Origin of the sequence: Kribbella orskensis (genome assembly GCF_004342085.1) — a bacterium.
Classification (GTDB): domain Bacteria; phylum Actinomycetota; class Actinomycetes; order Propionibacteriales; family Kribbellaceae; genus Kribbella; species Kribbella orskensis.
In genome coordinates, this window is sequence record NZ_SLWM01000006.1 from 191971 (window position 1) to 205416 (window position 13446).

Consider the following 13446-nt stretch of genomic DNA (forward strand, 5'->3'; position numbering starts at 1 on the left):
AGCTCCTGGCTGGGCCGTGCGGCGGTGACGCCCAGGGCCTGCAGAGCCTCTCGCTGGGTGGTCACCGTGCCACCCAGCGAGTCCAGCGCGACGTGGGCCGTGATGTCGCACGAGCCATCCGGCACCGGGTCGCACTCGTGCCCGTTCCGGAACCCCGTCAAGGTCCCGTACGGCGGCCTGCCGGCGCGCAGGTGTCCGTAGTCGATCGCAACGGCGACAGCACCTTCCTCGAGCCGGCCGAGGACGTCCGCCCAGGCCTCGTCGCGGGTGATCCCGATCTCGGCCCGGTCGCCGGGCTCCAGCAGTGGCCACCACCTCTCCAGCCACTCCAGGTCGTTGCCCGTCACAACGTCACCCGGAGTGAGGTCCGCCCGCAAGTAGCGCGGGACGCCGGCCGAGTCCAGCTCGGCCAGCTCGCACGGCATGTTGTCCAGCCACTCGTTCGCGATCACCAGGCCGGTCAGCCGGTCGGGCAACGCGTCGTCGAGCTCGATGTCCAGCACCTGCAGGCCTTCGGCGCGCAGGACCTCGCCGAGTTCACCCGAGCCCGCGGCGATGTCGACCACCTGGGAGGCATCGACGGCATGGGCCAGCCGCGCGACCGCCTGGCCGAACAGCCCGGACGCGTGCACCGAAGTACGGAAGTGGGCTGCGGGGCGTTCGCGGCGGTAGAAGCCCTCGGGACCGTAAAGCGCCTGGTCCCAGGCCTGCCGGAAGGTCGTCATCCCAGCGGGACCGACCCGGTCAGTTGCCAAACCTTGTCGTCGCCCTCGCGCCAGATGGTCAGGTCGTCGAGCGTCACCGTCGGGGCCGGAGCGGCGGCGAGAGCAGCCTGGACCTCGGCCAGCACCGGGTCGCTGTCCCGTGCGGAGATCGTCAGGTGCGGATGCGGGTCGGGGTGGTCACCGCCGTAGGGCGGGCACTCGGGGAACGCGCTGATCACCGTCCGCACCAGCGCGCGCACCTGGTCGAAGGGCTCGGGCCGGAGCCAGACGGGGCTGTTCGGGAACTGCTCGGCGGTGGGGAAGCTGAGCTCGAACGGCCGCACCTCCGAGACCGCGTCGGTCAGCCGCTGGACGTGTTCGGGCGTCGGGTCCCTGAGCCAGGGCACCAGCACGGTCACGTGCGGCGGGATCAGCTCGGACAGCGCCAGGTCGGGCCGGGCCGACGAGAACGACGCCGTCCGCCAGCGATCGGTGTACTCGGCGAGCTCCGGTACTGCGATCAGGATCGCGGTCAGCCCCGACCGCTTCGCCCAGGGGTCTTGTCCGTTCACCGGCACATCGTCCCACCTGTGACGAAGAACTCGACCCCATCCCCGCCGCCCGCACTACCCTGTTTCTGAACCGCATCAATTCGTCTGGTACCCCGAACGGCCCTGGGGACTGGAACGTAGAGAGTGGACATGGAACGCATCGGCATCATCGGCTCCGGCCGGGCCGGCAGCGCCTTGGGAGCAGCCTTGGCGTCCGCCGGGCATCCCGTCACCGGCCTCACCGCGCGCTCGCGGGCATCACTCGACCGCGCCGCGCGGCTTCTTCCGCATGTACCCGTCCTGTCGCCCGACGAGGTGACCACCCGGGCCGACGTGGTGCTGGTCGCCGTACCGGACGACGCGATCGCCCGGGTGGCTGCCGATCTCCCGCTGACGGAGGACCAGTACGTCGTACACCTGTCCGGCGCGCACGGGTTGTCCGTACTGGCCGGGGTCCAGGCGATCCCGGTGGCGCTGCACCCGCCGATGACCTTCACGGGCGGCCCGGCGGACCTCACGGAGGTCGTTTTCACGGCGACCGCGCCGGACGAGGCACGGGAGGTCGTCGAGCGGCTGGTGAAGAGCCTCGGGGCCGGTGTGCAGTGGGTCGCGGAGGAGGACCGGGCGCTGTACCACGCGGGCGTCGTGCACGGCGCGAACCACCTCACCACCCTGCTCGCGCAGGCGTTCGAGGTGCTCCGCGAGGCCGGGATCGCCGACCCGGCGGCAACACTGCGGCCCTTGCTGATCGCAACTCTCGACAACACGCTGCGGTCCGGTCATGATGCGCTCACCGGGCCGATCGCGCGCGGCGACGTGGACACGGTGGCAGCCCACCTTGCGGTACTGCGGGGCCGCACCGCGAGCACGTACGCCGAGCTGGCCAGGGCGACGGTGGACCTGGCGGCGGCGGACGGACGGCTGGACCGCACGACGGCCGAGCGGTTCCACCAGGTGTTGGCAGCAGGGGTGCTGGAGCGGGATCGAACAGGGGAGGCACCGGCGTGAGACTCACCCAGACCAAGGCGGAGTTGCGGGCAGCCGCGGCGATCCGGCCCCGCGCGGTCGTGATGACGATGGGCGCCCTGCACGAAGGCCATGCGGCGTTGCTCGCCGAGGCCCGGGAACGCGTCGGGCCGGAAGGCAGCGTGGTGCTGACCATCTTCGTGAACCCGTTGCAGTTCGGGCCGACCGAGGACTTCGACCGGTATCCGCGGACGCTGGCCAGTGACCTGGCGATCGCCAAGAGTGAGGGCGTCGACCTGGTCTTCAACCCGTCCCGGGACGAGCTCTACCCGAACGAACCGTCCATCACGGTCCATCCCGGGCCGCTGGCGGACGAGCTCGAGGGGATGGTTCGGCCAGGCCACTTCGCCGGCGTCCTGACCGTGGTGTCGAAGATGCTGCACCTGACCTCGCCGGACCTGGCGCTGTTCGGGGAGAAGGACTACCAGCAGCTCACGCTGATCCGCGAGATGGTGTGCGACCTGGACATGGACGTCGACATCGTGCCGGTGCAGACCGTGCGAGAGGCGGACGGGCTCGCGCTCTCGTCACGCAACCGCTACCTCAACGAGACCGAGCGTGACGAGGCCCTGGTGCTCTACCGAGCGCTCACCGCGGGCGCGAAGGCAGGCATGAACGGCCCGGACGCCGTCCTGGCCGCCGCCCACGCCGAACTGGAAGCCGTTCCGTCGGTCGAGATCGACTACCTGGCACTCAGAGCACCGGACCTCGGCCCGGTGATCGGTCCAGGCGAAGCCCGCATGCTCATCGCCGCCCGCGTAGGGACCACTCGTCTCATTGACAACATTTCCATCACGCTCCGGTGAGTGCGGTGGGGGTTGGGGGGTCGGCGCAGTTCTCCGGCGCCCGGAGGGGCACCTCGCGGCGTTGGAGAAGAAGCCACGATGAACACCGCATCGAGGCTCCTTCTCCGCCTTGCGATGCACCCCTCCGGACACCGGAGAACTGCACCGACCCCCCAACCCCCACCGCAGCCGGTTGATACGGTCGCCGGATGACTGCTCCTGCTGTGCCGCAGCGGTTGGCTGCGCCCGAACCAGGCTGGACCGACACCGTGGACGTGGTGGTGATCGGCTCGGGCATCGCGGGGCTGACCGCCGCCCTGCGCGCCCGGGAGCTCGGCTCGGTGCTCGTGGTGACCAAGGACGTCGTCGCGTCGGGGTCGACCCAATGGGCCCAGGGCGGGATCGCCGCGGCGCTCGGTCCGGGTGACTCCCCGGAGGACCACCTGAAGGACACCCTGGTGGCAGGTGCCGGGCTGTCTGACCCGACCGCCGTACGGGTGCTCGTGACCGAGGGACCCGAGGCGGTCCGCGACCTGATCGACTTGGGCGCGCGGTTCGACACGCAGGCCGGGGGAGACCTGTCGCTGACCCGCGAGGGCGGCCACCACCGCAACCGGATCGCGCATGCCGGCGGGGACGCCACCGGCGCGGAGATCGAGCGGGCGCTAGTCGCCGCGGTGAGGCGGGCCGACGACATCCGCATCATCGAGCACGCGCTGGTGCTCGACCTGCTGACGGCCGAGGACGGCGATGTCGCGGGTGTCACCCTGCACGTGATGGGCGAGGGCCAGTTGGACGGCGTCGGCGCGATCCGCAGCCGGGCGGTGATCCTCGCGTCGGGTGGACTGGGCCAGCTGTACGCCGCGACGACGAACCCCAGTGTCTCCACCGGCGACGGTATGGCGCTCGCGCTGCGGGCCGGCGCGAAGGTGCGGGACCTGGAGTTCATCCAGTTCCACCCGACCGTGCTGTGGCTCGGCAAGAGCGCCAAAGGCCAGCAGCCGTTGGTCTCCGAGGCCGTTCGGGGCGAGGGTGCGTTCCTCGTCGACCACCTGGGCAACCGCTTCATGCAGGGGCAGCACGAGCTCGCCGACCTCGCCCCGCGCGACATCGTGGCGAAGGCCATCATGCGGCAGATGCTTGCTACCGGCAAGGATCACGTCTACCTCGACGCCCGGCACTTCGGCGACGAGAAGTGGCGGGTGCGGTTCCCGACCATCCTGGCCTCCTGCCGGTCGCACGGTATCGACCCGGTCCGCGAGCTGATCCCGGTCGCACCGGCCTGCCACTACTCCTCCGGCGGAGTCTGGACCGACCTGTACGGCCAGACCTCCGTGCCCGGGCTGTACGCCTGCGGCGAGGTCGCCTGTACCGGCGTGCACGGCGCGAACCGGCTCGCCTCGAACTCCCTGCTCGAAGGACTCGTCTTCGCCCGGCGGATCGCCGGATCGCTGGCCGAGATGATGCCGGAACTGCGGGAGCCCGCGGTCGACCACCGGGTCCCCGGCCTGGTGGACGCGGACGTCGTGCCGGAGTTGCAGCGGGTGATGACGGTCGGCGCCGGCGTGATCCGGAGCGCCGGCGGCCTGTCGGAGGCGGGTGCCACCCTCGGCAAGCTGATCGAGCAGCCGGCCGGAGAGCCCGGAACGCCGGGCTGGGAGGCTACGAACCTGATCACGGTCGCGTCCGCGCTGATCGCGGCGGCAACCACCCGGGAGGAGAGCCGCGGCTCGCACTGGCGTGAGGACCACCCGGATCGTGACGACCGGAACTGGTCCGGCAGTCTGGACATCACTCTTCCGGCCGAGGAAGATTCGGCCCGGCCCGCCACGACGTTCGTGGCGCACCGTGCAGACGCAGTAACAGGCACAGCAACAGACGCAGTAGCAGCAACAGGCGAAGCATCACCTGAGGGGAAGTAGCAGCATGGATGAAACACTCGACAGGCCGTGGGTCGAGGACCTCGTCCGGGCCACCATCGAGGAGGACCTGGCCGGGGGTGTGGACGTCACCACGACCGCCACCGTCGAGGCGGACCAGGTCTCGGTGGCGGAGTTCGTGGCCCGGGCCGACGGCGTGGTCGCGGGTCTGCAGATCGCCGAGCTGGTGATCCGCCTGGTCGCGGGCAAGGAAGAGGTCGAGATCGAGCACTCGGTCGCGGACGGCGCCACGGTCAAGGCCGGCGACGTCCTGATGACCGTGCGCGGCAAGACCCGGCAGTTGCTGACGGCCGAGCGCACCACGCTGAACCTGCTCTGCCACCTCTCCGGCGTCGCAACCTTGACGAGCCGCTGGGTCGCGGCGGTCGACGGCACGGGCGCGGTGATCCGGGACACCCGCAAGACGATGCCGCTGCTGCGCTCCCTGGAGAAGTACGCCGTCCGCTGCGGTGGCGGTAAGAACCACCGGATGGCGCTCTCCGACGCCGCCTTGATCAAGGACAACCACGTGATCGCCGCGGGCGGCGTGGCCGAGGCGTACCGGCTGGTCCGCAAGGCCTACCCGGACATCTCGATCGAGGTCGAGGTGGACTCCGTGGAGGACGCGGTGATCGCCGTCGAGTCCGGTGCCGAGCTGATCCTGCTCGACAACATGCCCGTGCAGCAGTTGCGCGAGGCGGTGGAGAAGGTGGCCGGCCGGGCCCGGCTCGAGGCCTCCGGCGGACTCAGGCTGGAGATGGCCCGCGAGGTCGCCGAGACCGGCGTGAACTTCCTCGCCGTCGGCGCGCTCACCCACTCGGCGCCCGTCCTCGACATCGCGATGGACCTCCAGGCGGCCTGATGCTGCTCGCCGTCGCCGTCGAGAACACCCGGACGCTGGTCGGCCTGATCGACGAGGGCACGGTCAAGCGGCACTGGTGGGTGGGGACGGACTCCCGCCGTACGGCGGACGAGTGGGCGGTGCTGCTCGAAGGGCTGCTGACCGGGGAGTCTCCGGTCTCGGGGATCGCGGTCTGCTCCGCGGTCCCGCACGTCCTGCACGAACTGCGCGACGTGGTCGCCCGGTACTACCGCGACATACCGAGCGTGGTCGTCGAGCCGGGCGTGAAGACCGGGCTCCCGGTGCTCGTGGACAACCCGCGCGAGGTCGGCACCGACCGGATCTCGAACGCCCTGGCGGCGGTGCACCGATTCGGAGCCCCCTGCATCGTGGCGGACTTCGGTACTGCGACCACGGTGGACGTGGTCAACCCCGGTGGCGCGTTCGTCGGCGGGGCGATTGCCCCGGGCATCGAGAGTTCCGTGGACGCGCTCGGCGTCTCCGCGGCGCAACTCCGCCGGGTGGAGCTCGTCCGCCCGCGGTCGGTGGTCGCCAAGAACACGGTGGAGGCGCTGCAGTCCGGCGCGATCTTCGGTTTCGCCGCGCTGGTGGACGGTCTGATCACCCGGATCATCGCCGACCAGGGTCTGGACCGCTCCACCGTCACAGTGGTCGCGACAGGTGCGCTGGCTCCGCTGGTGGTCCCGGAATGCGCCCAGATCGACTACCACGAACCGTTCCTGACCCTGCACGGCCTGAACGAGGCATTTGCCCGCAACAATTGATCCCACCCCCTGCCCGATCGGGCAGTGTTACTGTCCGTTGAGGCCAGGTCACCGGATAACGGTCTTGTGCACAGGGCGGTAAGAGGATCACCATGAGGACGAGCGACACCCGGGTGGGGAGGCCCGGGGCCACGGGGTGGGTTCGTGGTCGCATCGGCGCGGGTCGCTGTGATCCGGGGGAGGATCATGAGATCCGCATACCGTGTACTCGCAGGCCTCATCTCGCTCGGCGTCCTGGTCCAGGCGATGGCGATCGCGCTCGGCTGGTTCACCGCCATCAAGGACGTTGACGACGGCTTGGTGATCGACAAGAACTACGACGGCAACATCGGGCACAGCCTGCACGGCACCATCGGCATGATGGTGATCCCGATTCTTGCCATCCTGCTGCTGATCGTGTCGTTCTTCGCGCACGTCCCCGGCGGGGTCAAGTGGGCGGCGATCGTCTTCGGCCTGGTGGCGCTGCAGATCGCGCTGGCCTTCGTGGCCTTCGGCGCGCCCGCGGTCGGCGCCCTGCACGGCGCCAACGCGCTGGTGCTGCTCGGCGTCTCGGGCATGGCGGCCAGGCGGGCATCCGGCCCGCCGACACCGGCGACGACCGGCGCCTCGGCGACCCAGGCGACCATCTAGATGCTCTTGGCAACGAGTTGCGGCCGGCGGAGCTGATGGCCCGCCGGCCGCTCCGCCGCGTCCTGGTCGGCCTGCTGGCCACGGTCGCGCTGCTGGCGCCGATCGGCTGGTTCTGGCAGCAGAGCCTGGTGCCCGGCGGCCTGTCCGCGATGGACATGGGGTACGCCGACTTCGGTGGCGGCCCGTCGGTGGCGATGATGCACGCCGGCCACGGAACCGACCTGAGCAAGCTGGCCGCGGTCCCGGATCGTCCGGCCGACGTCTCGGTGAACCTCGTCGCGCGCAAGGAACGCTTCGACATCCCCGGCCGTGGCTCGACCGAGGGCTACACGCTCAACCACACCTCGCCGGGCCCGGAGATCAGGGCGAAGAAAGGCGACCTGGTCGAGGTCACCCTGGTCAACGAGTCGGTCTCCGCGGGAATCACGCTGCACTGGCACGGCGTCGACGTACCGGCCGCGCAGGACGGCGTCGCCGGCGTCACCCAGGACGCGGTGATGCCCGGGCAGACGTTCAAGTACCGCTTCGTCGCCCCCGACGTCGGCACGTACTGGTACCACTCGCACCAGTTGTCGCACGAGCAGGTCAAGGGCGGTCTGTACGGCGTGCTGGTGATCTCGCCGGGCCCGACAGACGTGGTCGCCGTGGCCCACACGTACGACAAGGTCCGCACGGTCAACGGCGGGTACGGCGAACGCCGGGTGCCCGGAGTCGCCGGGACCACCGTGCGGGTCCGAGTGATCAACACGGACAACGGCCCGATGGCGTCGTGGGTCGACGGCGCGCAGTACAAGGTGGTCGCGGTGGACGGGACCGAGGTGAACGCGCCGACGCAGGTCGCGGGGAAGTCCGTGCTCGTGACCGCCGGCGGCCGGATCGATCTCGCCATCACCCTGCCGGCCACCGCGATCCGGATCGGCCTGGGTGGCGGACCGACGACCCTGGTGATCGGCGAGGGCGACGCGCCGACCGGTCGCGAACCACCCGGGCCGGTCGACCTGCTCACCTACGGGAAGCCCGCCGCGCTGCCCTTCGACCCGTCAGCGGCGGATCGGAACTTCGAGTACCGGATCGGCCGCCGCCCTGGCTTCTTCGACGGCAAGCCCGGGCTGTGGTGGACGATCAACGGCCACCAGTTCCCGGACGTACCGATGTTCGTCGTGAAGCAGGGCGACGTCGTCAGGATGACGGTCAAGAACACCTCCGGCCAGGTCCACCCGATGCACCTGCACGGCCACCACGTGGTCGTCCTCAGCCGCAACGGCCAGCCGGCCACCGGCAGCCCGTGGTGGGTCGACTCCCTCAACGTCGAGGATGACGAGACCTACGAGATCGCGTTCCTGGCCGACAACCCGGGCATCTGGATGGACCACTGCCACAACCTTCCGCACGCCGCGCAGGGCCTGATCACCCACCTGATGTACGAGGGCGTCACCACCCCGTTCCACCTCGACGGCCCCACCGGCAACGAACCCGAGTAGGTCAGGCGTCGATCGGGCGGCCGACCGTGAGGGCTGTGCGCAGGGCGGCGGGGAGGCTGTTGTACGCCGGGTCGGGGGTGGTGCCGGTGGCGTCGAGGGTCTTGGAGAAGAAGCAGCGGGCGGCCGCGGCGAGCGCGACGTCCAGGATGTCCTCGTCGGAGAGGCCTTGCGCGCGGAGGGTGTCGACGTCGGACTCGGTGATGGTGTGGGCGGCGACGGCAATCTTGCGGGCGAAGGACATGACGGCTCGGTCGACCGGGTCGTCGGACGGATCATGGACCAGCGCGGCGACCTCGTCGGGGGTCAGGAACTTCTCGGCCAGGACCTGGCCGTGGGCGAGACAGCAGTAGCTGGACTTCAGCGCCGTCGCCGCGGCCAGCGTGGCGAGCTCGTAGCGGCGGAGGTCCATGCTCGCCTTGATCGCGCCGTTCAGCTGCTTCCACGCCTCGTAGACCGCGGGCCGGGCGGCGAACATGGTGACGAAGTTCGGGATGTGCCCGGCCGGCGAGCGGTTCTCCTCGAGAAAGCCCTCGGGCGGTTCGGACGGATTGAGGTAGGCCATGATTCCCCCGGAGGTCGTGTCGGCCACCAGTGTGTCCCATCGCGGCCCGCGGAACCGTTTTCTTGACTCACTCCAGATCAGCTGGAAAGCTGCGGTGCATGTACCAGCTGATCTGCCGGCGCTGCGGGCGGATCGAGGACGTCGATCGCGCCGTGGGCGAGACGACCTGCCTGGGAGCCGACGACGGGAGCGGCTTCCGGATCGACGAGGCCGAGGTCACCTACTGGGGACTGTGCCCGGCCTGCGCGGCCGATCGCGACGCCAGCCACCGGTCCACCGCTCAGCTGTAGGACCAGCCGGACCAGGCGTCGATCGTCATCGTGATGACCGGACCGTGCGGTGGGTCCAGCCGGTACTGCGGGTACTTGGCGGCGAGAGACTCCACCGCCTCTGGGTTCTGCTCGTCCACTCGGGCCACGCCGTCGGCACGGACCCACCAGAGCTGGGACCAGTCGGCGTCGTACCGGTCGCACAGGACGGCGACGCGGGGATTCCAGGCGAGGTTGCGCAGCCGGCGGAGGTTCGTGGTGGACTTCGGCTTCTGATCGATCGCGATCACGAGTTCGTCGCCGGCGAGGGCGAAGACGACCGGGACGATGTGCGGCCGGAGGTCCTCGCCGGTGGTGGCGAGGAACGCGCGCTCGGCGGTACCGAGGTACTGTCGGCAGACGTCCGCCCCGAGTCTCACGGATCGACACTACTGCCGGTCCGCGGGTCGTTCTGACTGGGTAAGGTCTTAGCCGTCGCTGCTGTGAGGGTGGGGTGAGGCGAGATGGTCAGGGTGCGGGCTGTCTTGTCGACTGTTCTCGCGGCGCTGTGCGGAGCCACACTGCTGACCGCCTGCTCCTCGGACCCGACGCCGAGCGGGGTCACGCTCGCCTGGGCCAGTGACAGCCGCCAGGCCGTCCGGGTGAGCTGGAGGGACTCGAACGCGCCGAACCGGATCACCATCGAAGGCGTGCTCAGCACCAGCCCGTCGTACGTGAAGTATCTGCCGGACAACGCGCCGAACACCTGGGACATCCCGAGCTCGGAGTTCCCGCCGGACGGGAACTACCGGATCGCGATCGCGGTCGGGACGTCGAGCGGTGGGGTCACCAGCAAGCCGGCCAGGTCGCCGATGTTCGACACCGACGGCCCGGTCCGGCCGTCCGCCTCGGCCGCCATCCCGACCGGGGAGTCCGGCCAGGACGTGCTCGTGCGCTGGGACGTGCCGGCGCCCCCGCAGGACTTCAGCCCGGACGATCCACTGGACGTGACCGGGCGTCCCCAGCTCTACGTCCCGCTCGTCGGCCGGCCAGGGGAGCAACTGCGCGCGATGGGACCAGGCACCACCTCCACCCAGGTGGTGCTCGAGGACCTGAAGCCCCCGTACCTCTTCCAGCTCCGCGCCCAGAACGAGTGGACCTCCGCGGTCGGTGGCGAGATCGCGGGCCGGTCCAGTACGACGACCGCGTCGGTCCCCGGGTCGGCGCAGTTCAGCGTGGCCATGAGGATCCGTGGCCGGGCGATCCTGCAGGAGGTCCGCTGCGCCCCGGAGACCAGTTGCGTGGAGCAACGAACCACCTTGGCCGGACTGCCGGTGGTCGTCCTCACCCAGGTCAGGCCGCGCGCCCGGTGGACCCCCGCGGGTCGCGGTATCACCAGCACCGGCGGGTATTACGACATAGCGGTCACCGCGGCGGGCACCCGTCCCTACATGGTCACCGTGCCGCTCTACAGCGGGGCTGGATCGATGGTCAGCTCCTCGACGAGCAAGCCGGCGGTGACGAGGGGCGTCGTACGGGTCGCATCGGCCGGATTCATCGGCGGGGCGTCGCGGCGGCGGGGTGAGACGATCACGGTCTACGCGACCGTGAAGCCTCCGATGAACGCGGTCGCGTTGCTGCAACAGTGGAACCGAGTGTCCAAGAGGTGGAACAACGTCAAACAGGTGCGGATCCTGCGGGGCCAGGTGGTGTTCGCTTTCAAGGCCGCGCGGCCGGGCCTCTTCGTCTTCCGCTACGTGCTGCCGAACGCGACGTATCTGGGCCGGCCGCTGTACAGCACGGTCACGCCGCACCTGATGCTAAGCATCCGCTGAGGTCTCGACCGCCATCGGTCCCGCCTCCAGCGACTGGGCATCAGCCGGTACTGCGGCCTCGGTCCCCCCGCTGCGGCGTTTGCGCAGTTTGTAGCCGGCGTACGCCGCGACCACGGCGACGGCGATCACCACCAGGGCCCAGACCGAGACTTCCCCGAAGATCTTGTCCGCGTTGTCGCCGACCTTGAACGCGACGATGCCGATCGTCGTCGCCCAGGCGATCCCGCCGGCCGCGTTGGCGGCGAGGAACCGCGAGTACGGCATCCGCAGCGTGCCCGCCATCGGCCCGGCGAAGATCCGCAGCAGCGCGACGAACCGGCCGAAGAAGACGGTCCAGACGCCGTACTTGTGGAAGTACTTCTCGGCCTTCTCGATCCGCGCCGGCGAGAAGTGGTGGAACCGGCGGCCGAGCCGGTCGAACAGCCCGCGCCCTGCCCGGCGCCCGATGAGGTAGCCGACCGAGTCGCCGATGATGGCGCCGGCCGCCGCTGCCGCGATCACGATCACCAGGTTCAGGTCACCCTGCGAAGCCAGCAGCGAGGCGGCGATCAGCGTGGTCTCGCCCGGCAGTGGCACCCCCATGCTCTCGATGCCGATGACCAGCCCGACGACCAGGTACGCCAGTACGGCGACGCCGCCGGTCGGTACCGCGATGGCCAGCGCGTCCAGTGTTGTTCCCCCCATGCCTCCATCCTGGCACCCGCGCGCAAGCGTTTAGCTGATCTGTGAGCTATTCCCGGGGAATTTCAGGGTTCGTCCCGTTGAACGCCTTCGTGACGTTCTGTAGCGCCGCTGTGACCTCGGACGGGATCACCCAGAAGGTGTTGCCCGGACCCTTCGCGAGCTCGGGCAGCATCTGCAAGTACTGGTAGGCCAGGAGTTTCGGGTCCGGGTCGTTGCGGTGGATCGCCTCGAACACCGTGTCGATCGCCTTCGCCTGGCCCTCGGCGCGCAGGATGGCGGCCTGCCGGTCACCCTCCGCGGTCAGGATCCGGGCCTGCCGGACGCCCTCGGCGGTGAGGATCGCGGCCCGCTTCTCCCGGTCCGCCCGCATCTGCTTCTCCATCGACTCCTTGATCGACGGCGGCGGGTCGATCGCCTTCAGCTCGACCCGGTTCACCCGGATGCCCCACTTGCCGGAGGCCTCGTCCAGCACGCCGCGCAGCTGTGAGTTGATGTGCTCGCGGGACGTCAGTACCTTCTCCAGGTCCAGGCTGCCGATCACGTTGCGCAGTGTGGTGACAGTGAGCTGCTCGATCGCCTGCTCGAAGTTGGCGATCTCGTACGCCGCCGCGCGGGGATCGGTGACCTGGACATAGAGCACCGTGTCGATGTCGACGACCAGGTTGTCCTCGGTGATCACCGAGCGCGGCTCGAACGAGATCACCTGCTCGCGCAGGTCGATCAGTTGCCGGGGCCGGTCGACGAACGGGATGAGGATGTTCAGCCCGGGCTCGAGCGTGCGCAGGTAGCGGCCGAGCCGCTCCACGTTGCTGGCCCTGGCCTGCGGGATGATGCGGACGGTACGCAGGACCAGCACGACGGCCAGCAGCGCCACCACGATCCCGACGATCAGTTCGGCCATGGATCCTCCCGGGGATGCACGAGGGCTGTGGCGCCCTCGATCGCGAATACGTCGACGGTGGTCCCGGTCGGGATCAGCACGTCGGGGTCGTAGGACCGGGCGCTCCACTCCTCGCCGCCGATCCGGACCCGACCGGGCTCCCGTCCGACTGGGCTCAGGACCACTGCCTCCCGCCCGATCAGGGCGGCCACACCGGTCCGTAGCTGCGGGTGCGAGTTCAGGTGCCGGCGGGCGACCGGCCGGACCAGCGTGATCATCGCGGCGGCTGTCACGGCGAAGGCGAGCAGCTGCAGCCCCGTCCCCAGGCCCAATGCGGCGAGCGCCGCCGCGGCCAGTGCCGCGACAGCGAGCAGCAACAAGTCGAACGTGGCCGTCAGCAACTCGGCGATACCGAGCACCGCGGCAATGGTCAGCCAGAGAAGCCAGGACTGCATGTGATCACCTGCGCGGCGGAGAAACCCTCTCGTTTCGACGGTACTCCGGTGCGGCGGAAA

At 70.0% G+C, this 13446-nt stretch carries 15 protein-coding genes and 1 pseudogene; 9 read left to right on the top strand and 7 right to left on the bottom strand.

The window, feature by feature from the left end; translation table 11 throughout:
• Positions 1-65: 65 nt before the first annotated feature.
• Together EV644_RS47210 and EV644_RS18815 are read right to left on the bottom strand one after the other, a co-directional pair.
• A pseudogene (locus tag EV644_RS47210) lies at positions 66-725 on the bottom strand (SAM-dependent methyltransferase); the annotation flags it as partial.
• Entirely contained in the window at positions 722-1276 is a 555-nt protein-coding gene (locus tag EV644_RS18815) for a 2'-5' RNA ligase family protein (protein ID WP_132189590.1), read from the bottom strand. The gene EV644_RS18815 and the pseudogene EV644_RS47210, both read right to left, overlap by 4 nt.
• 129 nt (positions 1277-1405) lie before the next feature.
• Between EV644_RS18815 and EV644_RS18820 the strand changes: the two genes are divergently transcribed.
• From EV644_RS18820 to EV644_RS18850, 7 genes are all read left to right on the top strand, one after another.
• Positions 1406-2263, top strand: a complete 858-nt coding sequence (locus EV644_RS18820) for a Rossmann-like and DUF2520 domain-containing protein (RefSeq protein ID WP_132189591.1) — start codon at positions 1406-1408, stop codon at positions 2261-2263.
• Positions 2260-3087, top strand: a complete 828-nt coding sequence (panC, locus tag EV644_RS18825; protein ID WP_132189592.1) for a pantoate--beta-alanine ligase — start codon at positions 2260-2262, stop codon at positions 3085-3087. The genes EV644_RS18820 and panC overlap by 4 nt, the downstream gene beginning before the upstream one ends.
• A gap of 188 nt (positions 3088-3275) precedes the next feature.
• The gene (locus EV644_RS18830; RefSeq protein ID WP_132189593.1) at positions 3276-4988 is read left to right on the top strand and encodes an L-aspartate oxidase; all 1713 of its coding nucleotides are present in this window, start codon (positions 3276-3278) and stop codon (positions 4986-4988) included.
• Between the two features lie 4 nt (positions 4989-4992).
• Positions 4993-5847, top strand: a complete 855-nt coding sequence (gene nadC, locus EV644_RS18835) for a carboxylating nicotinate-nucleotide diphosphorylase (protein WP_132189594.1) — start codon at positions 4993-4995, stop codon at positions 5845-5847.
• The gene (locus EV644_RS18840; protein ID WP_132189595.1) at positions 5847-6611 is read left to right on the top strand and encodes a type III pantothenate kinase; all 765 of its coding nucleotides are present in this window, start codon (positions 5847-5849) and stop codon (positions 6609-6611) included. Before nadC ends, EV644_RS18840 begins: the two co-directional genes overlap by 1 nt.
• A gap of 186 nt (positions 6612-6797) precedes the next feature.
• A complete protein-coding gene (locus EV644_RS18845; RefSeq protein WP_132189596.1) occupies positions 6798-7241 on the top strand; it encodes a hypothetical protein in 444 nt (147 codons plus the stop codon).
• Positions 7242-7276: 35 nt separating this feature from the next.
• A complete protein-coding gene (locus EV644_RS18850) occupies positions 7277-8722 on the top strand; it encodes a multicopper oxidase family protein (RefSeq protein WP_132189597.1) in 1446 nt (481 codons plus the stop codon).
• Between the two features lies 1 nt (position 8723).
• On the opposite strand, the gene EV644_RS18855 is transcribed toward EV644_RS18850, so the two are convergent.
• Positions 8724-9311, bottom strand: coding sequence for a carboxymuconolactone decarboxylase family protein (locus tag EV644_RS18855; RefSeq protein WP_199239891.1), 588 nt, complete (start codon positions 9309-9311; stop codon positions 8724-8726).
• 71 nt (positions 9312-9382) lie between these two features.
• Between EV644_RS18855 and EV644_RS18860 the strand changes: the two genes are divergently transcribed.
• The gene (locus tag EV644_RS18860; protein WP_132189598.1) at positions 9383-9574 is read left to right on the top strand and encodes a hypothetical protein; all 192 of its coding nucleotides are present in this window, start codon (positions 9383-9385) and stop codon (positions 9572-9574) included.
• Here the strand turns inward: EV644_RS18860 and EV644_RS18865 are convergent.
• Positions 9565-9972 carry a TIGR03668 family PPOX class F420-dependent oxidoreductase gene (locus EV644_RS18865; protein WP_132189599.1) on the bottom strand — a complete coding sequence of 136 codons (408 nt, stop codon included), beginning with the start codon at positions 9970-9972 and terminating at the stop codon, positions 9565-9567. The two genes, EV644_RS18860 and EV644_RS18865, sit on opposite strands and share 10 nt — an antisense overlap.
• A 105-nt stretch (positions 9973-10077) precedes the next feature.
• On the opposite strand from EV644_RS18865, the gene EV644_RS18870 reads away from it, so the two are divergent.
• A complete protein-coding gene (locus EV644_RS18870; RefSeq protein WP_241998368.1) occupies positions 10078-11367 on the top strand; it encodes a hypothetical protein in 1290 nt (429 codons plus the stop codon).
• Here the strand turns inward: EV644_RS18870 and EV644_RS18875 are convergent.
• Genes EV644_RS18875 through EV644_RS18885 form a run of 3 tightly spaced genes read right to left on the bottom strand, consistent with a single transcriptional unit; the run spans position 11353 to position 13386 of the window.
• Entirely contained in the window at positions 11353-12051 is a 699-nt protein-coding gene (locus EV644_RS18875; protein WP_132189601.1) for a DedA family protein, read from the bottom strand. The two genes, EV644_RS18870 and EV644_RS18875, sit on opposite strands and share 15 nt — an antisense overlap.
• A 46-nt stretch (positions 12052-12097) precedes the next feature.
• Positions 12098-12952 (bottom strand): SPFH domain-containing protein, encoded by an 855-nt coding sequence (locus tag EV644_RS18880; protein WP_132189602.1) that lies wholly within the window; start codon positions 12950-12952, stop codon positions 12098-12100.
• Complete coding sequence (locus EV644_RS18885; protein WP_132189603.1) at positions 12940-13386, bottom strand: NfeD family protein; 447 nt, start codon at positions 13384-13386, stop codon at positions 12940-12942. Before EV644_RS18885 ends, EV644_RS18880 begins: the two co-directional genes overlap by 13 nt.
• Positions 13387-13446: the final 60 nt, after the last annotated feature.